This is a genomic window from Enterobacter sp. 50793107 (genome assembly GCF_001463365.1).
Taxonomy (GTDB): domain Bacteria; phylum Pseudomonadota; class Gammaproteobacteria; order Enterobacterales; family Enterobacteriaceae; genus Enterobacter; species Enterobacter cloacae.
In genome coordinates, this window is sequence record NZ_LNII01000059.1 from 1 (window position 1) to 17823 (window position 17823).

At 51.3% G+C, this 17823-nt stretch carries 19 protein-coding genes, 1 pseudogene and 1 other annotated feature; of the genes and pseudogenes, 10 read left to right on the top strand and 10 right to left on the bottom strand.

Annotated elements, in window-relative coordinates; all coding sequences use genetic code 11:
• Positions 1-126 precede the first annotated feature (126 nt).
• Positions 127-432, bottom strand: a pseudogene (locus APU11_RS07810) (LysR family transcriptional regulator); the annotation flags it as partial.
• Positions 433-473: 41 nt separating this feature from the next.
• Complete coding sequence (locus APU11_RS07815) at positions 474-1298, bottom strand: SDR family oxidoreductase (RefSeq protein WP_013097842.1); 825 nt, start codon at positions 1296-1298, stop codon at positions 474-476.
• Positions 1299-1473: 175 nt separating this feature from the next.
• Between APU11_RS07815 and hisL the strand changes: the two genes are divergently transcribed.
• The 9 genes from hisL (at position 1474) to hisIE (ending at position 8690) form a co-directional block, all read left to right on the top strand.
• Positions 1474-1524, top strand: a complete 51-nt coding sequence (hisL, locus tag APU11_RS27910) for a his operon leader peptide (RefSeq protein ID WP_001364200.1) — start codon at positions 1474-1476, stop codon at positions 1522-1524.
• Positions 1500-1623: a sequence feature (His leader region), on the top strand. (Overlaps the previous gene by 25 nt.)
• A gap of 45 nt (positions 1624-1668) precedes the next feature.
• On the top strand, positions 1669-2568 hold the full coding sequence (gene hisG, locus APU11_RS07820) for an ATP phosphoribosyltransferase (protein WP_000886595.1): 900 nt from the start codon (positions 1669-1671) through the stop codon (positions 2566-2568).
• A 5-nt stretch (positions 2569-2573) separates the two neighbouring features.
• Positions 2574-3878: a histidinol dehydrogenase gene (gene hisD, locus APU11_RS07825; protein WP_038979609.1), complete on the top strand. Its 1305-nt coding sequence runs from the start codon at positions 2574-2576 to the stop codon at positions 3876-3878.
• Entirely contained in the window at positions 3875-4936 is a 1062-nt protein-coding gene (hisC, locus tag APU11_RS07830; protein WP_058650934.1) for a histidinol-phosphate transaminase, read from the top strand. Before hisD ends, hisC begins: the two co-directional genes overlap by 4 nt.
• A complete protein-coding gene (hisB, locus tag APU11_RS07835; RefSeq protein ID WP_013097845.1) occupies positions 4933-6000 on the top strand; it encodes a bifunctional histidinol-phosphatase/imidazoleglycerol-phosphate dehydratase HisB in 1068 nt (355 codons plus the stop codon). The genes hisC and hisB overlap by 4 nt, the downstream gene beginning before the upstream one ends.
• Positions 6000-6590 carry an imidazole glycerol phosphate synthase subunit HisH gene (gene hisH, locus APU11_RS07840; protein ID WP_001103580.1) on the top strand — a complete coding sequence of 197 codons (591 nt, stop codon included), beginning with the start codon at positions 6000-6002 and terminating at the stop codon, positions 6588-6590. Before hisB ends, hisH begins: the two co-directional genes overlap by 1 nt.
• Positions 6590-7327: a 1-(5-phosphoribosyl)-5-[(5-phosphoribosylamino)methylideneamino]imidazole-4-carboxamide isomerase gene (hisA, locus tag APU11_RS07845; RefSeq protein WP_013097846.1), complete on the top strand. Its 738-nt coding sequence runs from the start codon at positions 6590-6592 to the stop codon at positions 7325-7327. Before hisH ends, hisA begins: the two co-directional genes overlap by 1 nt.
• Complete coding sequence (hisF, locus tag APU11_RS07850) at positions 7309-8085, top strand: imidazole glycerol phosphate synthase subunit HisF (RefSeq protein WP_060578379.1); 777 nt, start codon at positions 7309-7311, stop codon at positions 8083-8085. Before hisA ends, hisF begins: the two co-directional genes overlap by 19 nt.
• On the top strand, positions 8079-8690 hold the full coding sequence (gene hisIE / locus APU11_RS07855) for a bifunctional phosphoribosyl-AMP cyclohydrolase/phosphoribosyl-ATP diphosphatase HisIE (RefSeq protein WP_058650933.1): 612 nt from the start codon (positions 8079-8081) through the stop codon (positions 8688-8690). The genes hisF and hisIE overlap by 7 nt, the downstream gene beginning before the upstream one ends.
• Positions 8691-8728: 38 nt before the next feature.
• Here the strand turns inward: hisIE and wzzB are convergent, their stop codons facing one another.
• On the bottom strand, positions 8729-9709 hold the full coding sequence (gene wzzB / locus APU11_RS07860; protein ID WP_038979597.1) for an LPS O-antigen chain length determinant protein WzzB: 981 nt from the start codon (positions 9707-9709) through the stop codon (positions 8729-8731).
• Between the two features lie 192 nt (positions 9710-9901).
• Here wzzB and APU11_RS07865 point away from each other — a divergent pair, with 192 nt between their 5' ends.
• Positions 9902-10906, top strand: coding sequence for an NAD-dependent epimerase (locus APU11_RS07865; protein ID WP_058650932.1), 1005 nt, complete (start codon positions 9902-9904; stop codon positions 10904-10906).
• Positions 10907-10957: 51 nt separating this feature from the next.
• Here the strand turns inward: APU11_RS07865 and ugd are convergent, their stop codons facing one another.
• The 7 genes from ugd to APU11_RS28790 all read right to left on the bottom strand — a co-directional run.
• Positions 10958-12124, bottom strand: coding sequence for a UDP-glucose 6-dehydrogenase (ugd, locus tag APU11_RS07870; protein ID WP_013097850.1), 1167 nt, complete (start codon positions 12122-12124; stop codon positions 10958-10960).
• Positions 12125-12364: 240 nt separating this feature from the next.
• The gene (rfbA, locus tag APU11_RS07875; RefSeq protein ID WP_013097851.1) at positions 12365-13246 is read right to left on the bottom strand and encodes a glucose-1-phosphate thymidylyltransferase RfbA; all 882 of its coding nucleotides are present in this window, start codon (positions 13244-13246) and stop codon (positions 12365-12367) included.
• Positions 13243-14331, bottom strand: a complete 1089-nt coding sequence (gene rfbB / locus APU11_RS07880; protein ID WP_060578380.1) for a dTDP-glucose 4,6-dehydratase — start codon at positions 14329-14331, stop codon at positions 13243-13245. Before rfbB ends, rfbA begins: the two co-directional genes overlap by 4 nt.
• A 92-nt stretch (positions 14332-14423) precedes the next feature.
• On the bottom strand, positions 14424-15830 hold the full coding sequence (gene gndA / locus APU11_RS07885; protein WP_000043519.1) for an NADP-dependent phosphogluconate dehydrogenase: 1407 nt from the start codon (positions 15828-15830) through the stop codon (positions 14424-14426).
• Positions 15831-15980: 150 nt separating this feature from the next.
• Positions 15981-17417, bottom strand: a complete 1437-nt coding sequence (locus APU11_RS07890) for an undecaprenyl-phosphate galactose phosphotransferase WbaP (protein ID WP_013097853.1) — start codon at positions 17415-17417, stop codon at positions 15981-15983.
• Between the two features lie 14 nt (positions 17418-17431).
• Positions 17432-17710, bottom strand: a complete 279-nt coding sequence (locus tag APU11_RS07895) for a UDP-galactopyranose mutase (RefSeq protein WP_275045089.1) — start codon at positions 17708-17710, stop codon at positions 17432-17434.
• 43 nt (positions 17711-17753) lie between these two features.
• The coding region (locus APU11_RS28790) for a hypothetical protein (RefSeq protein ID WP_225368327.1) at positions 17754-17823 on the bottom strand (70 nt) is incomplete at its 5' end.

Below are 17823 nucleotides of genomic sequence, written 5' to 3' on the forward strand. Positions count from 1 at the left end.
CAATGAATATGGAAAGAGTTTTTACCCAGATCGATACCAATGAGCGCAATGTTTTCCATGATAGTTCTCCGAATGAAAGCCTGTCCTCAGCATAATACCGGGAAGGAGGGAGTGACCATCTCATTAAGTATCGTCAACGCCAATCACCAGTTCATTTTCCCAGCCCTGATGAAGTTTGATGGCCTGTTTTTCCAGTTCGCGGACGGTGTGCAGCACTTCACGCCCTTTTTCCAGCAGCATTTGTCCGGTGCGGGTAAAGCGGGCCCGGTGGCCAGAGCGATCGAGGATCTGGATATTCAGATCGCTTTCCAGTTTATGAACCGTGTAGCTCAGCGCTGAAGGGGTTTTGTAGAGCTTCGCTGAGGCAGCCGCAAAGCTGCCTTCTTTTTCCAGTGCATCCAGAATAATGAGAACATCCAGCAGCGGTTTCATGTTCGCCCCCTTCCGGTGTGCGAGGGATTCCGCCGGAGGACTTATGCCATGGGCATCACCAGCGGATCGGGATACTGATACTCAAAACCCAACTCATGACAAATGCGGTTGCCATCAACAATTTTGCCTTTGCTTTCGTCCTTTGTCTCACCAAAAACGGGTGGCGCCAGACCCAACTGACGCGCCATCAGCGGGTAAAATGTGCTTCGCGCAGGATGAGAGGGTGCACATATATTATAGATGTGCCCGCCCTTTGGAGCCTGTAAGAGGAGCTCAATTGCCCCGACAACATCGTCTAAATGCACAAGATTCACAACGTGTTGCCCATCGGGGGCAGACTTGCCGGCAAAAAAGCGTCCCGGGTGTCGCCCAGGGCCAACCAGCCCCGCCAGACGCAGGATATCTACCTGCGTTCCCGGCAGGTTGTGCAGCCAGTCTTCCAGCTCTTTCAACACTTTTCCGCTCGCGGTAACAGGACGGCGCTCGGTAGTCTCCTTCACCACACCTTCAACATCACCGTAGACCGAGGTTGAGCTGGTAAAAATAATACGCGGCACATCGTGTGCCAGCGCGCTGTCGACAATCTCCTGCATCGCCTGCAGATAGAACGATTCGCCCGGGCCGCTGCGACGCGCGGGAAGCGTAATGACCAGCGCATCCACATTCATCAGCGTGTCCAGATCGTCAGTATCACATACCAGTTCTGGTTCAAGACGCAGCTCGACGCCATCAATACCGCACATGCGCGCCGCCTCCACGCCATCCGCCGTGGTTTTGCTCCCGGTCACATGCCAGCCTTTCGCGGCTAATGACATCGCCAGCGGCATTCCCAGCCATCCTAAACCGACAATCGCGACCTTTTTCATGTGAATTCTCCTGACTCTCACTCGTCTCTCATAAGGCTACGCCAGCGCAGCAGAACACACAATTCATAGCATCAATATGAAATGAATTAATGATCAAAAAAAGCCCTTGCAATGTGTCATACAACTGGTTTAGGTTAAAAGACATCAAATGAATAAGCATTCATCGAGAATTTATATGACACGCGTTCAATTTAAACACCACCATCATCACCATCATCCTGACTAGTCTTTCAGGCGATGTGTGCTGGAAGACGTTTGGATCTTCCAGTGGTGCATGAACGCATGAAAAAGCCCCCGGAAGATCTTCTTCCGGGGGCTTTTTTTTGGACCAAATTCAGACAGATTAAAACAGGTTAACGAGGAACACAGAATGTTAGATAACTCACGTTTACGCATAGCTATTCAAAAATCAGGCCGTTTAAGTGATGATTCACGCGAACTGCTGGCCCGCTGCGGGATTAAAATCAACCTGCACACCCAGCGCCTGATTGCCCTGGCTGAAAACATGCCCATCGACATTCTGCGCGTGCGTGATGACGATATCCCAGGCCTGGTGATGGACGGTGTCGTTGACCTTGGCATCATCGGTGAAAACGTACTGGAAGAAGAGCTTCTGACCCGTCGCGCTCAGGGTGAAGATCCGCGTTACTTCACCCTGCGTCGCCTGGACTTCGGCGGCTGCCGCCTGTCGCTGGCAACACCGGTTGATGAAGCCTGGGATGGCCCGGCCGCGCTGAACGGCAAACGCATCGCTACCTCTTACCCTCACCTGTTAAAACGCTATCTGGATCAGAAAGGCGTGCAGTTTAAATCCTGTCTGCTGAACGGCTCTGTTGAAGTCGCGCCGCGTGCGGGCCTGGCGGATGCCATTTGCGACCTCGTCTCCACCGGTGCCACCCTGGAAGCGAACGGCCTGCGCGAAGTGGAAGTGATCTACCGCTCCAAAGCGTGCCTGATCCAGCGTGACGGCGAAATGGCTGACGCCAAGCAGCAGCTGATCGACAAACTGCTGACCCGTATTCAGGGTGTGATTCAGGCGCGTGAATCCAAGTACATCATGATGCATGCACCAACCGAACGTCTGGACGAAGTGATCGCCCTGCTGCCAGGTGCTGAGCGCCCTACCATTCTGCCACTGGCGGGCGATCAGCAGCGTGTGGCGATGCACATGGTCAGTAGCGAAACGCTGTTCTGGGAAACCATGGAAAAACTGAAGGCACTGGGCGCAAGCTCCATTCTGGTGCTGCCAATTGAGAAGATGATGGAGTAATTGCCATGAGCTTTAACACGATCATCACCTGGAATGAGTGTACTGACGAACAGCAGCGCGAGCTGTTAATGCGCCCGGCCATCAGCGCCTCCGAAAGCATCACCCGTACCGTGACGGAGATCCTGAATAACGTCAAAACCCGTGGCGATAAAGCGCTGCGGGAATACAGTGCAAAGTTTGATAAAACGGAAGTTGATGCATTAAAGGTTACCGAACAGGAAATCATTGATGCCAGTAATCGTCTGGGTGATGACATCAAACAGGCGATGGCCGTCGCAGTGAAAAACATCGAGACCTTCCACGTCGCGCAGAAATTGCAGACTGTTGATGTGGAAACGCTGCCGGGCGTGCGTTGCCAGCAGGTGACCCGTCCGGTCGCCTCGGTGGGCCTCTACATCCCTGGCGGCTCCGCCCCGCTGTTCTCAACCGTATTAATGTTGGCCACCCCGGCACGTATTGCCGGTTGCCAGAAAGTGGTGCTCTGCTCCCCACCACCGATTGCCGATGAAATTCTCTATGCTGCAAAACTCTGTGGCGTGCAGGAAGTGTTTAAAGTCGGCGGCGCGCAGGCGATTTCTGCCCTCGCGTTTGGCACTGAATCTATCCCGAAGGTCGACAAAATTTTCGGCCCGGGCAATGCCTTTGTCACCGAAGCCAAGCGCCAGGTCAGCCAGCGTCTTGATGGCGCGGCCATTGATATGCCCGCGGGTCCGTCGGAAGTGCTGGTGATTGCCGACAGCGGCGCCACGCCGGATTTTGTGGCGTCTGACCTGTTATCCCAGGCGGAACACGGCCCGGATTCGCAGGTGATTTTACTGACGCCAGATGCCGATATGGCCAAACGCGTGGGTGAAGCCGTAGAGCGTCAGCTTGCCGATTTACCCCGCGCCGATACGGCACGCCAGGCGTTATCCGCCAGCCGCCTGATTGTGGCGCGCGATCTTGACCAGTGCATCGCTATCTCCAACCAGTACGGCCCGGAGCACCTGATTATTCAGACCCGCAACGCGCGCGACCTGGTCGACAGCATCACCAGTGCAGGTTCGGTTTTCCTCGGCGACTGGTCCCCGGAATCCGCTGGCGATTACGCCTCCGGCACCAACCACGTTCTGCCGACGTATGGTTACACCTCGACCTGTTCCAGCCTGGGCCTGGCCGATTTCCAGAAACGCATGACCGTGCAGGAACTCTCCCGTGAAGGGTTTGCCTCGCTGGCGTCCACCATTGAGACGCTGGCCGCCGCCGAGCGCCTGACCGCCCACAAAAACGCCGTTACGCTACGCGTTGCAGCCCTGAAGGAGCAAGCATGAACATTGAAGAATTAGCGCGGGAAAATGTCCGTCGACTGACGCCTTATCAGTCTGCTCGTCGCCTGGGCGGCAACGGTGATGTCTGGCTGAACGCCAACGAATTCCCGACAGCGGTACAGTTTGAGCTGTCGCAGCAGACGCTGAACCGTTATCCGGAGTGCCAGCCAAAAGCAGTGATTGAAAACTATGCGCAATATGCGGGCGTGAAGCCGGAGCAGGTGCTGGTCAGCCGCGGTGCGGATGAAGGCATTGAGCTGTTGATCCGCGCGTTCTGCGAGCCGGGTAAAGATGCGGTGATGTATTGCCAGCCTACCTACGGCATGTACAGCGTCAGCGCGGAAACCTTTGGCGTGGCGTGCCGTAACGTGCTCTCCCTGGAGAACTGGCAGCTGGACCTGCAGGGAATTGCCGACAATCTGGACGGCGTGAAGGTGGTCTTTGTCTGTAGCCCCAACAACCCGACCGGGCAGATTATCAACCCTCAGGATATCCGAACCCTGCTGGAGATGACCCGCGGCAAAGCACTGGTGGTCGCCGACGAAGCCTATATTGAGTTCTGCCCTCAGGCGACGCTGGCCGGCTGGCTGGAAGAGTACCCACACCTGGTGGTGCTGCGTACGCTGTCGAAAGCCTTTGCGCTCGCAGGTCTGCGCTGCGGGTTTACGCTGGCCAATAAAGCGGTGATCGACCTGCTGCTGAAAGTGATCGCCCCCTATCCGCTTTCTACTCCCGTGGCTGACATTGCCGCTCAGGCCCTGACCCTGCAAGGGATTAATGCGATGCGTGAGCGTGTGGCGCAAATCCTGGAAGAGCGACAGTACCTGGTGACCGCCCTGAAAGCGATCCCTTGCGTAGAGCAGGTGTTCGACTCTGAAACCAACTACCTCCTGGTTCGCTTTACCGCCTCCAGTGCCGTATTTAAATCTTTATGGGATCAGGGCATTATCTTACGTGATCAAAATAAACAACCTTCTCTGAGCGGCTGCCTGCGTATTACCGTAGGTACCCGTGCAGAGAGCCAGCGCCTGATTGACGCACTGAAAGCGGAGAAAGTATGAGCCAGAAGATCCTCTTTATCGACCGAGACGGCACCCTGATTTCGGAGCCACCAACCGATTTTCAGGTCGATCGTTTCGACAAACTGGCTTTTGAACCAGACGTGATCCCGGTGCTGCTGAAACTGCAGAAAGCCGGATATAAGCTGGTGATGATCACCAACCAGGACGGTCTGGGTACCGACAGCTTCCCGCAGGCCGACTTTGACGGCCCGCATAATCTGATGATGCAGGTACTCACCTCTCAGGGGGTGGTATTTGATGAGGTGCTGATTTGCCCACATCTGCCTGCCGATGCGTGCGACTGCCGCAAGCCGAAGGTGAAACTGGTAGAACGCTATCTGCTGGAAGATGTCCTGGATAAAGCTAACAGCTACGTTATTGGCGATCGCGCCACCGACATTACGCTTGCCGAAAATATGGGCATCACCGGGCTGCGCTACAACCGCGACGATCTCAACTGGGTAAAGATTGGCGAGCAGCTCACCAAACGTGACCGCTACTCGCACGTAGAACGCAACACCAAAGAGACACAGATTGACGTGAAGGTGTGGCTGGATCGCGAAGGCGGCAGCAAGATCCACACTGGGGTGGGTTTCTTCGACCACATGCTGGATCAGATTGCCACCCACGGCGGCTTCCGCATGGAGATTACGGTTAAAGGCGATCTCTACATTGACGACCACCACACCGTTGAAGACACCGGTCTGGCGCTGGGCGAAGCGCTGAAGCTGGCCCTGGGCGACAAACGTGGCATCAACCGTTTTGGGTTTGTTCTGCCAATGGATGAGTGCCTGGCGCGCTGTGCGATGGATATCTCCGGTCGTCCGCACCTGGAATATAAAGCCGATTTCACCTACCAGCGCGTGGGCGATCTCAGCACCGAAATGGTGGAGCACTTCTTCCGTTCATTGTCCTACACCATGGGCCTGACGCTGCACCTGAAGACCAAAGGCAAGAACGACCACCACCGAGTGGAGAGCCTGTTCAAGGCCTTTGGCCGTACCCTGCGCCAGGCAATTCGTGTGGAAGGTGACGCCCTGCCCTCATCAAAAGGAGTGCTGTAATGAATGTGGTGATTCTGGATACCGGATGCGCCAACCTGAACTCCGTGAAATCGGCCATTGCGCGCCACGGCTACGAGCCGGTGGTGAGCCGTGACCCGGACGTCGTGCTGCGCGCAGACAAACTCTTCCTGCCTGGTGTAGGCACCGCGCAGGCGGCGATGGATCAGATCCACGAGCGTGAACTGGTCGATCTCATCAAAGCCTGTACCCAGCCAGTGCTCGGGATTTGCCTGGGTATGCAACTGCTCGGCCGTCGTAGTGAAGAGAGCAACGGCGTCGAACTGCTGGGTATTATTGAAGAAGACGTGCCAAAAATGGCCGATCACGGTTTACCACTGCCACATATGGGCTGGAACCGCGTTTATGCGAAAGCGGGTGACAGACTGTTTCGCGGCATTGAGGATGGCGCTTACTTCTACTTCGTGCACAGCTACGCCATGCCGGTGAATCCTTACACCATCGCCCAGTGCAATTATGGCGAGGCGTTTACCGCGGCAGTGCAGAAAGATAACTTCTTCGGCGTGCAGTTTCACCCGGAACGTTCGGGTGCCGCAGGCGCTCAGCTGCTGAAAAACTTCCTGGAGATGTGATGATTATTCCCGCTTTAGACTTAATTGACGGCACGGTTGTTCGTCTTCATCAGGGTGATTACGGCCAGCAGCGCGACTACGGTAACGATCCGCTGCCCCGCCTGCAGGATTATGCCGCTCAGGGTGCGCAGGTGCTGCACCTGGTGGATTTAACGGGCGCGAAAGATCCGGCAAAACGCCAGATCCCACTGTTAAAAAAACTGGTGGCGGGCGTGGATGTCCCCGTACAGGTTGGTGGCGGTGTGCGCACGGAAGATGACATTGCGGCACTGCTGGACGCGGGCGTGGCGCGCGTGGTGGTCGGCTCGACGGCGGTCAAAGACCCCGACACGGTGAAAGGCTGGTTCCGCCGCTTTGGTGCCGACGCGCTGGTGCTGGCCCTGGATGTCCGTATCGATGAACAGGGTAACAAGCAGGTAGCGGTAAGCGGCTGGCAGGAGAATTCTGGCGTTACCCTGGAGGAGCTGGTGGATATTTATCTGCCCGTTGGTCTGAAGCACGTGCTGTGCACCGATATCTCTCGCGACGGCACGCTGGCAGGCTCTAACGTTTCTTTATATCAAGAAGTTTGCACCCGCTATCCGCAGGTGGCGTTTCAGTCCTCTGGTGGCATAGGTGATATTAATGACATCGCCGCGCTGCGCGGGACCGGCGTCAAGGGTGTGATTGTGGGCCGGGCCCTGCTGGAAGGAAAATTTACTGTGACGGAGGCGATTCAATGCTGGCAAAACGGATAATCCCTTGCCTGGACGTACGTGACGGCCAAGTCGTAAAAGGCGTGCAGTTCCGCAACCACGAGATCATCGGCGACATCGTCCCACTGGCAAAACGCTATGCCGATGAAGGTGCAGACGAACTGGTATTTTATGATATCACCGCCTCCAGCGATGGCCGCGTGGTGGACAAAAGCTGGGTCGCGCGCGTCGCAGAAGTGATTGATATTCCGTTCTGCGTGGCGGGCGGGATTAAGTCTGCAGAAGATGCGGCGAAAATCCTCTCCTTTGGTGCCGACAAAATTTCAATCAACTCCCCTGCGCTGGCCGACCCGGAGCTGATTACCCGTCTGGCCGATCGCTTTGGCGTGCAGTGTATTGTTGTCGGGATCGACACCTGGTATGACGCGGCCACCGGCAAGTATCACGTCAACCAGTATACTGGCGACGAAAGCCGTACCCGCGTGACCCAATGGGAGACGCTGGACTGGGTTCAGGAAGTGCAGAAACGTGGCGCGGGCGAAATTGTGCTGAACATGATGAACCAGGACGGCATGCGTAACGGTTACGATCTGGAACAGCTGAAAAAAGTGCGTGCGGTTTGTCACGTACCGCTGATCGCCTCCGGCGGCGCGGGCACTATGGAACACTTCCTGGAAGCCTTCCGCGATGCGAACGTTGACGGCGCGCTGGCGGCTTCCGTGTTCCACAAACAGATTATCAATATTGGTGAGTTAAAAACGTACCTGGCCGACCAGGGCGTGGAGATCAGGGTATGTTAACAGAGCAACAACAGGCGCAGCTGGACTGGGAAAAAACTGACGGATTATTGCCCGTGGTTGTCCAGCATGCCGTTTCCGGTGAAGTGCTGATGCTGGGATACATGAACCAGGACGCGCTGGCGAAAACGGTCGACAGCGGTAAAGTGACCTTTTACTCGCGCACGAAACAGCGCCTGTGGACCAAAGGGGAAACCTCAGGCCATTTCCTGAATGTGGTCAGCATTACGCCGGATTGCGACAACGATACTCTGCTGGTTCTGGCTAACCCCATCGGTCCGACCTGCCATAAAGGTACCAGCAGTTGCTTCGGAGAGGCAAGCCACCAGTGGCTGTTCCTGTATCAACTGGAACAATTACTGGCTGAGCGTAAAACGGCAGATCCTTCCAGCTCGTATACGGCGAAGCTGTATGCAAGCGGCACCAAGCGTATTGCGCAGAAAGTGGGTGAAGAAGGCGTTGAGACCGCGCTGGCCGCGACGGTGCATGACCGCGAAGAGCTGACCAACGAAGCGTCTGATTTAATGTATCACCTGCTGGTGCTGCTGCAGGATCAGGAGCTGGATTTAACGGCGGTGATTGAGAATCTTCGTAAGCGGCATAAATAAAAAAACCGGGGAATTTCCCCGGTTTTTTTATCTGCAAGTCAGGCTTTTGGTTTGTAGTTACGCAACGCGTTGCGGCCGAGAACCACACCAGAACCGATAATCCCACCGAGCAAGACTGCCAGAATTAACGTGATGGCCTTTTTCGGGCTGTCACGTCGGATAGGAAGATCCGGCTTCATGACGTAACGATAGACATGAATGGTGTCCGGCTTCACGTTCAGCTTTTCAATATCCAGTAAGTTTTGTTTGGTCTGATAATACGCACCAGGGAAGACCAGTGGACGAGACGCTTCGTTATCAATCATCGATTTCAGCGCTTCGCTTCCCAGCAGGAACATGGTTTCCTGAGTCACGTCCTGAGTTTGCTGGATCTGCGGGGTGGTAATTTTCGCCGCTTCCGCATTCTTAAGCGCCTCAGTGATCTGTTGGATACGCAGATCTTTTTGCTCCTGAGCAACTTTCTCCTGGTTTTCAAGAGAGTCATTTAGCGTGGTAATCTGCTGCTTAATGTTATCTTTAAGATCGAGCGCAAGTTCCTTCGCAGTTTGCTCGTCTACTTGCTGAATGTATTGCGCCAGCTGCTTCTGCGCAGCTTCAGCAGATTCACCTTCATACGTGACGCTCAACGGCAACGCTTGCCCTTTAACGGTAGAATCGATGGTCAGTTTTTCTGGAATCTCCTGGTTTTCGAGCGCCTGAGCTAAAGCAGAAAACGACGAATTGAAACGGCCAATGGCACGGTTTTGGATATCCTGCATTGAAGGAGCAGCACTACCGTAAAGGATATTCAGTGCATTCGCATAAGTGGCAATCTGTGCCGCATCTGGCTGGGAAATAATCGCCGACGAGGTCCATTTTTCTTTTGCAACGGTGATGTAAATACCCGCAATGATGATAAAAACAGCAACAAAAGCGCCAATTACCCACTTTCCACGCCACAGCTGTAGCACTAAATCAAGTAAATCAATTTGCTCCGGACCATTACTGCTATTAACCGGAGTATTGTTGTTCTGCGTCATACAATCCCTAACAGATGAAAAAGGGCAAAAAAAGTGATGTCTACATAGTGTATCTGTTGCCAGCGATTTTTCTATCAGAATCCGATGAGTTATATCGGAAAGATGGGTTATATAACTCGCGGCCAACGCGCTATCATATAGCAATTCTGATGTCTCAGGCATCGACAAGAACGAAGAGTTAACGAGGAAGATATGAAATTTTTGGTTACGGGCGCGGCAGGTTTTATCGGATCGCATGTCAGCAAACGCTTGCTGGATGCCGGACACCAGGTCGTCGGTATTGATAATCTGAACGACTACTACGACGTCAATCTCAAGCTGGCACGTCTGGATTTACTGAAATCCGGGAATTTCACCTTCCACAAGATGGAGTTAGCCGATCGTGAAGCCATGGCAGCGCTGTTTGCCTCTGAGAAGTTTGATCGCGTGATACATCTGGCCGCACAAGCAGGTGTGCGTTACTCGCTGGAAAATCCGCACGCGTATGCGGATGCTAACCTGGTCGGTCACCTTAACGTGCTGGAAGGTTGTCGCCATAACAAGGTACAGCACCTGCTGTATGCCTCATCAAGCTCCGTTTATGGTCTGAACCGCAAGATGCCGTTCTCCACTGACGACTCCGTAGATCACCCGGTGTCACTGTATGCGGCGACCAAAAAAGCCAATGAGCTGATGTCGCATACTTATTCCCATCTGTATAACCTGCCGACCACTGGTCTGCGTTTCTTTACCGTGTATGGCCCGTGGGGACGTCCGGACATGGCGCTGTTTAAGTTTACAAAGGCGATGATCGAAGGCAAAAGCATCGATGTCTACAACTACGGCAAGATGAAGCGCGACTTTACCTATATTGATGACATCGCCGAAGCTATTCTGCGCCTACAGGATGTCATCCCTCAGGCTGATGAAAACTGGACTGTCGAAACCGGTTCGCCGGCGACCAGTTCCGCGCCTTATCGCGTTTATAACATTGGTAACAGCTCTCCGGTTGAGCTTATGGATTACATTACGGCGCTGGAAGAAGCACTCGGCAAAGAAGCAGAGAAAAACATGATGCCGATTCAACCAGGTGACGTGCTGGAAACCAGCGCGGATACGAAAGCGTTGTATGACGTTATTGGCTTTAAACCGCAGACCTCAGTCAAAGACGGGGTGAAAAACTTCGTGGACTGGTATCGCGCTTTCTACAACGTCTAAAACAAAAAACCCGGCACACTGGCCGGGTTTTTTACGTGCTTAACGCAAATATCAGTCGCTACCAAACAGATCTCGGGTATACACTTTATCCGCCACGTCTGCCAGTTCTGCTGCCATGCGGTTAGAGATGATCACGTCCGCTTCCTGCTTGAATGCATCCAGATCGCGAATCACGCGTGAATGGAAGAACTCATCTTCCTGCATTGCAGGTTCATAAATAATGACCTGAACACCCTTCGCTTTAATACGCTTCATGATCCCCTGAATGGACGAGGCGCGGAAGTTATCGGAACCGCTCTTCATGATCAGACGATATACACCCACCACTTTCGGCTGACGCGCGAGGATGGAATCAGAAATGAAATCCTTACGCGTGCGGTTGGCATCCACAATGGCTGAAATCAGGTTGTTTGGCACAGCCTGATAGTTGGCCAGCAGCTGCTTGGTATCTTTTGGCAGGCAGTAACCACCGTAGCCAAATGACGGGTTGTTATAGTGGTTACCAATGCGCGGATCGAGACAAACGCCTTCGATAATCTGGCGGGTGTTCAAACCCAGGCTCTCAGCGTAGCTGTCCAGTTCGTTGAAGTAAGCGACACGCATTGCCAGGTAGGTATTTGCGAAAAGCTTAATCGCCTCCGCTTCAGTGGAGTCGGTAAACAGTACCGGAATATCTTTCTTAATTGCTCCTTCCTGCAGTAGGGCAGCAAAGCGCTCAGCACGTTCAGAACGCTCACCAATCACGATACGGGAAGGATGCAGGTTATCGTATAACGCCCTGCCCTCGCGCAGGAACTCTGGCGAGAAGAAGACGTTATCGATGCCCAACTCTTCTTTAATGGATTTAGTGAAACCTACCGGAATGGTTGACTTAATCACCATCACCGCGTTCGGGTTGATTGTGATAACGTCTTTAATGACCGCTTCTACAGTGGATGTGTTGAAATAATTCGTTTTCGGATCGTAGTCGGTAGGAGTGGCAATGATGACGTAATCCGCATCGCGGTAGGCATCTTCTTTATCCGTAGTAGCGCGGAAATTCAGTTCTTTATGAGTAAGATAATCCTGGATTTCTTTGTCAACAATTGGCGATTTCTTCTGGTTGAGCATATCCACTTTGGACTGCACGATATCCAGCGCAACCACTTCATGGTTCTGGGCAATCAGAATACCGTTCGAGAGTCCAACATAGCCTGTTCCGGAGATTGTTATTTTCATTTACTTGACTTCTTCAGTATGAGTTTCTGGTGACATTCAAAGGCCCACCACAATGATTAACTGGTGGATTTTTAGCGCTAATGCCAATTCCCTGTCAAGATTCACACCCTGCCGGGCAAGGGCTTTTTCTCCGTATCAGGAACCATCCAAACGCCATGTTAGTCGCCTTTACACCAGCATCAACGCTGCATTTGACGACTATCCGAGCTAAAAAAAAGAAAATTAACAGTTGAGCTCAAATCAGACTAATCCCTTAATGAGATTTAACAGATATTGACCATAACCCGTCTTTTTTAATGGCTCGGCAAGCAACTGAAGCTGCTCCGCATTGATGAATCCCCGACGGAAAGCAATCTCTTCAGGACAGGATACTTTCAGCCCCTGCCGTTCTTCGATAGTGGCAATAAAGTTGCTCGCCTCGATCATACTCTGATGTGTTCCGGTATCAAGCCAGGCATAACCGCGTCTCATCATCGCTACCGACAATTGTCCCTTCTGCATGTAAAGACGATTGATGTCTGTTATTTCAAGCTCACCACGTGCCGACGGGCGTAAGGTTTTGGCCATCTCAATAACATCATTATCATAAAAATAGAGGCCGGTTATCGCGTAATTACTCTTCGGCTTTTCAGGCTTTTCTTCAATGCCAATTGCTGCACCTTCTTTATCAAATTCAACGACACCATAACGCTCCGGGTCACTGACATGATAGGCAAAAACGGTCGCGCCTTTTTCCTGGCTGGCTGCATCCTCGAGTAATCTGGGTAAATCATGACCATAGAAAATGTTGTCACCTAACACCAGAGCACAATTGTCATCACCGATAAATTCTTCACCCAGAATAAAGGCCTGCGCCAGTCCATCAGGACTAGGCTGTACTTTATACTGCAGGCGCAATCCCCATTGGCTGCCATCCCCCAGCAATTGTTCGAAACGAGGCGTATCTTGTGGCGTGCTGATAATCAAAATGTCCTTGATACCCGACAGCATTAACGTAGAAAGCGGGTAATAGATCATCGGTTTATCGTAAATTGGCAGGAGCTGTTTACTTACCGCCATCGTTACGGGATAAAGACGCGTACCAGAACCGCCAGCTAAAATGATACCTTTACGCTTCGTCATTTCTTGCGCTCTCCATAATTCTGCTCAATCCAGCTTTTGTAAGCACCGCTTTGAACATTAGAAACCCATTCCTGGTTGTTCAAATACCATTCGACTGTTTTTCGAATGCCACTCTCAAACGTCTCCTGAGGTTTCCAACCTAGTTCAGCTGTAATTTTACGGGCATCAATGGCATAACGACGATCGTGTCCAGGACGATCGGTTACGTAGGTGATCTGGTCCCGATAAGAGGTTGTTTTTGGAACAATTTCATCCAGCAGATCGCATATTGTATGTACTACCTCAATATTTTTCTTCTCGTTGTAGCCGCCAATATTATATGTTTCGCCAGTTTTACCCGTAGTCAGAACGGCATACAACGCACGTGCATGATCTTCAACATATAGCCAATCGCGGATCTGGTCACCTTTGCCATAAATAGGTAATGCCTTATTTTCGAGAGCATTAAGGATGACGAGTGGAATTAATTTCTCTGGGAAATGAAAAGGACCATAGTTATTGGAGCAGTTAGTGACAATCCCCGGCAGTCCGTAGGTGCGGATCCATGCACGAACTAAATGATCGCTTGATGCTTTTGATGCGGAATAGGGACTGCTTGGCGCATACGCTGTTTTTTCGGTAAAGAGCGGTAACGAAGAGGAGCTGTGATGCACATCAGGATGGGGTAAATCGCCATAAACTTCATCTGTTGAAATATGGTGAAAACGAAATGTCGATTTAGCCCGCTCATCCAGTGCAGACCAGTAAGCGCGGCTCGTTTCTAACAGGACGTAAGTGCCTACAATATTTGTTTCAATAAATGCAGCTGGCCCAGTGATGGAGCGATCAACATGGCTTTCTGCCGCCAGGTGCATTACTGCATCGGGTTGATGAGCGGCAAAAATCTTTTCCATTGCAATTTTGTCGCATATATCAGCATGTTCAAAAACATAGCGGTCACTATCGCTTACTTCACGCAAGGATTCCAGATTACCGGCATAGGTCAATTTATCAACGTTAACAACGCAATCTTGAGTATTATTAATAATATGTCGGATAACCGCGGAACCGATAAAACCGGCACCACCGGTGACGAGAATTTTCACGCAATCTATTCCGTTCAAAAGTGAGTGGACTTGGCGAGAAAAAAAAGCCCGGTATCGCTACCGGGCTTGATGGAATGGCAGAACTAATTAGATTAATCCAGCCATTCGGTGTGGAACACACCTTCTTTATCCGTACGTTTATACGTATGCGCACCGAAGTAGTCACGCTGCGCCTGGATCAGGTTGGCAGGCAGTACGGCAGCGCGATAGCTGTCGTAATACGCCACTGCAGCGGAGAAGGTCGGCACAGGAATACCGTTCTGTACAGCGTATGCAACCACATCACGCAGCGCCTGCTGGTATTCGTCAGCAATCTTCTTAAAGTAAGGTGCCAGAAGCAGGTTCGCGATACCTGCATTTTCAGCATAGGCATCGGTGATTTTCTGCAGGAACTGGGCGCGGATGATGCAACCTGCACGGAAGATCTTCGCGATTTCACCGTAGTTCAGATCCCAGTTGTTTTCGTCAGAAGCCGCGCGTAACTGAGAGAAACCCTGCGCGTAAGAGACGATTTTGCCCAAGTACAGAGCACGACGAACCTTCTCAACGAATTCCGCTTTGTCAGCAGCTGGTTTAGCCTGCGGACCAGACAGCACTTTGGAAGCCGCAACGCGCTGATCTTTCAGAGAAGAGATGTAACGAGCGAATACGGATTCAGTGATCAGAGACAGCGGTTCGCCCAGGTCCAGAGAGCTCTGGCTGGTCCATTTGCCGGTACCTTTGTTCGCCGCTTCGTCAAGAATCACATCGACCAGGTATTTACCCTCTTCATCTTTCTTCGTGAAGATATCTTTGGTGATGTCGATCAGATAGCTGTTCAGCTCGCCTTTGTTCCACTCAGTGAAGGTCTCTGCGAGTTCTTCGTTGGAAAGGTTCAGGCCCCCCTTCAGCAGAGAGTAGGCTTCAGCAATCAGCTGCATATCGCCGTATTCGATGCCGTTGTGAACCATCTTAACATAGTGGCCTGCACCGTCCGGACCGATATAGGTCACACACGGCTCACCATCTTCCGCAACTGCAGCGATTTTGGTCAGGATTGGCGCAACAAGCTCGTACGCTTCTTTCTGGCCGCCAGGCATGATAGATGGGCCTTTCAGCGCGCCCTCTTCACCACCGGAAACACCGGTACCGATGAAGTTGAAACCTTCAGCAGAGAGTTCACGGTTACGACGAATGGTGTCCTGGAAGAAGGTGTTACCACCATCAATGATGATGTCGCCTTTGTCCAGATAAGGTTTCAGGGAATCGATGGCTGCATCGGTACCTGCGCCCGCTTTCACCATTAACAGGATACGACGAGGCGTTTCCAGAGATTCAACAAACTCTTTAACCGTATAGAAAGGAACCAGTTTCTTACCCGGATTCTCAGCGATGACTTCTTCGGTCTTATCACGGGAGCGGTTGAAAACGGAGACGGTATAACCACGGCTTTCGATGTTGAGCGCCAGGTTGCGCCCCATCACTGCCATACCGACAACGCCGATCTGTTGCTTGGACATTACATACTCCTGTCAGGTGTGGATACCCCGCCGTAAAGGAGCCGGCGGGTAAAGTGAAGAACATGTTAACTCAGGTTAGAGTCCAGAAGGTAGCAATAGATGTCTTATTTAGAATGGTCTTAAACCATATAAAACCCGCGTATTGGTGCATTAATATGCACCATCACGATGAAGAACGACCTTCACAGTTTTGAACAGAATCGCGATATCATTCCAGAGCGACCAGTTTTTTACATACCAGGAGTCAAAGTAGACGCGCGTATCGTAATCAACATCATTACGGCCACTCACCTGCCATAAACCTGTCATGCCAGGTTTCGCCATCAGATAGTAATCGACATTATCATCATATCGAGGCAGTTCTTCAGAAATAATAGGACGCGGCCCAACCAGACTCATTTGCCCTTTAAGGACGTTGAATAACTGAGGCAGTTCATCAAGGCTAGTTTTCCGAATAAACCGACCTACCGAAGTGATCCTGGGGTCATTTTTTAACTTGAAATCACGATCCCACTCTTCACGGGCCGCCGGATCCGAATCAAGAAGCTTTTGCAAAACCTCCTGTGAATTCAGGACCATAGAGCGGAATTTATAACATGGGAAAAGCTTACCATGTCGCCCGACGCGCATATGTCCATAGATTGCCGGGCCACCATCACGTGTCACTTTATACCAGAGATAAATAAGCAAAGGTGACGCAACCAGGATGATCAGTGACGAACAAACAATATCGAATGTGCGTTTCAGGAAACGAGAAGTCCTCTTCGCCAGATTATTATGGATTCGAAGAAGCATAACTTCGTGGCTGAAGATAAATGACATATCGGTATTATATAGCGGTAAACCTCGTAAAGAAGGTATCACCGTAACAGAACGACAGTCTTTCTTTGACAGTTCTCGCAACCAGTTTAGGGTCTTATCGCTGTTTTCCATTTCAAATGCGACGATGAAATGAATATCCCCTGTTTTCTTCATCTGCCAAAGAATTTCGGGGTCACGCAAAACAGGCAGTCCCTGGAGCATCGATTCCGTAGATTCTTCATCATAGAAGGCCACGACATCGAAACCGAGCATTTCTTCGCTCTGCAACGCGAAGTAAGCCTCAACAGCATTGCTTCCGCTTCCCATGATGATGGTTTTTTTCTTCCAGATACCAAGACGATTAAGAAGATGCTTCGTCATGGCTCTAAAGAATGGAAGCAGGATTAAGGCAAAGGTCCAGCAAAAAACCCACACATATCGTGAGAACTGCCATTTAGAAAAGGCAACAAGCGCCAGGTCAAAAACAGCAAAAATTACGATAGTACGGATAATTTCCTTTAATTCAAACCAAAATGGTTTTCGATAGGAATAATGCCGCAACCGAACCCAGAACCATCCCACACAAATTATACTTAATATGATGTGGGAAATGATACGCATCTCAAGTTGGTTATCGGGGATAAAACGATAGAGATCGTTAAAAATCCAATACACACAACCAATTGAAAGTGCGAGTGAAACGTTAAAAAATATAAAATCCGAGGCCGCCAGAAAAAATTTGCATAGCAACGGGTTATATTTATTCAAAAAATTATCCGTATCCATGACCACACCTGATTTTATCGCGGATTTATATTAAATACAGGCATCGGCTCCTGATTTTTTTGGCATTCGAGATATTTGTTTGCCACATCAATAGCTTCGCGGATAGTGACATCCATATCAAGATAGCGATAGGTACCCAGACGGCCAACAAAAGTTGTATTACGGAGTGCCATGGCCTTGTCGAGATAGCGGTTTAATAATTCTTTCTCTTTTACCATACGAATCGGGTAATAAGGCACATCGTTTTCGGTACAAAAACGGCTAAACTCACGATAGCAGGGGCTTTGTTGAATAAATCAGATTTCGGGTAAGTCTCCCCCGTAGCGGGTTGTGTTTTCAGGTAATACGCACGCTTTCAGGCATACCTGCTTTCGTCATTTTGTTCAGCGCTCGTACCAGGGCCATA

What these genes read in the sequence shown, in the direction of transcription:
- APU11_RS07815 (WP_013097842.1), bottom strand. Translation starts at nt 1,298, where the DNA reads ATGAAAAAGGTCGCGATTGTCGGTTTAGGATGGCTGGGAATGCCGCTG.
- hisG (WP_000886595.1), top strand. Translation starts at nt 1,669, where the DNA reads ATGTTAGATAACTCACGTTTACGCATAGCTATTCAAAAATCAGGCCGT.
- hisD (WP_038979609.1), top strand. Translation starts at nt 2,574, where the DNA reads ATGAGCTTTAACACGATCATCACCTGGAATGAGTGTACTGACGAACAG.
- hisC (WP_058650934.1), top strand. Translation starts at nt 3,875, where the DNA reads ATGAACATTGAAGAATTAGCGCGGGAAAATGTCCGTCGACTGACGCCT.
- hisB (WP_013097845.1), top strand. Translation starts at nt 4,933, where the DNA reads ATGAGCCAGAAGATCCTCTTTATCGACCGAGACGGCACCCTGATTTCG.
- hisH (WP_001103580.1), top strand. Translation starts at nt 6,000, where the DNA reads ATGAATGTGGTGATTCTGGATACCGGATGCGCCAACCTGAACTCCGTG.
- hisA (WP_013097846.1), top strand. Translation starts at nt 6,590, where the DNA reads ATGATTATTCCCGCTTTAGACTTAATTGACGGCACGGTTGTTCGTCTT.
- hisF (WP_060578379.1), top strand. Translation starts at nt 7,309, where the DNA reads ATGCTGGCAAAACGGATAATCCCTTGCCTGGACGTACGTGACGGCCAA.
- hisIE (WP_058650933.1), top strand. Translation starts at nt 8,079, where the DNA reads ATGTTAACAGAGCAACAACAGGCGCAGCTGGACTGGGAAAAAACTGAC.
- wzzB (WP_038979597.1), bottom strand. Translation starts at nt 9,709, where the DNA reads ATGACGCAGAACAACAATACTCCGGTTAATAGCAGTAATGGTCCGGAG.
- APU11_RS07865 (WP_058650932.1), top strand. Translation starts at nt 9,902, where the DNA reads ATGAAATTTTTGGTTACGGGCGCGGCAGGTTTTATCGGATCGCATGTC.
- ugd (WP_013097850.1), bottom strand. Translation starts at nt 12,124, where the DNA reads ATGAAAATAACAATCTCCGGAACAGGCTATGTTGGACTCTCGAACGGT.
- rfbA (WP_013097851.1), bottom strand. Translation starts at nt 13,246, where the DNA reads ATGACGAAGCGTAAAGGTATCATTTTAGCTGGCGGTTCTGGTACGCGT.
- gndA (WP_000043519.1), bottom strand. Translation starts at nt 15,830, where the DNA reads ATGTCCAAGCAACAGATCGGCGTTGTCGGTATGGCAGTGATGGGGCGC.
- APU11_RS07890 (WP_013097853.1), bottom strand. Translation starts at nt 17,417, where the DNA reads ATGGATACGGATAATTTTTTGAATAAATATAACCCGTTGCTATGCAAA.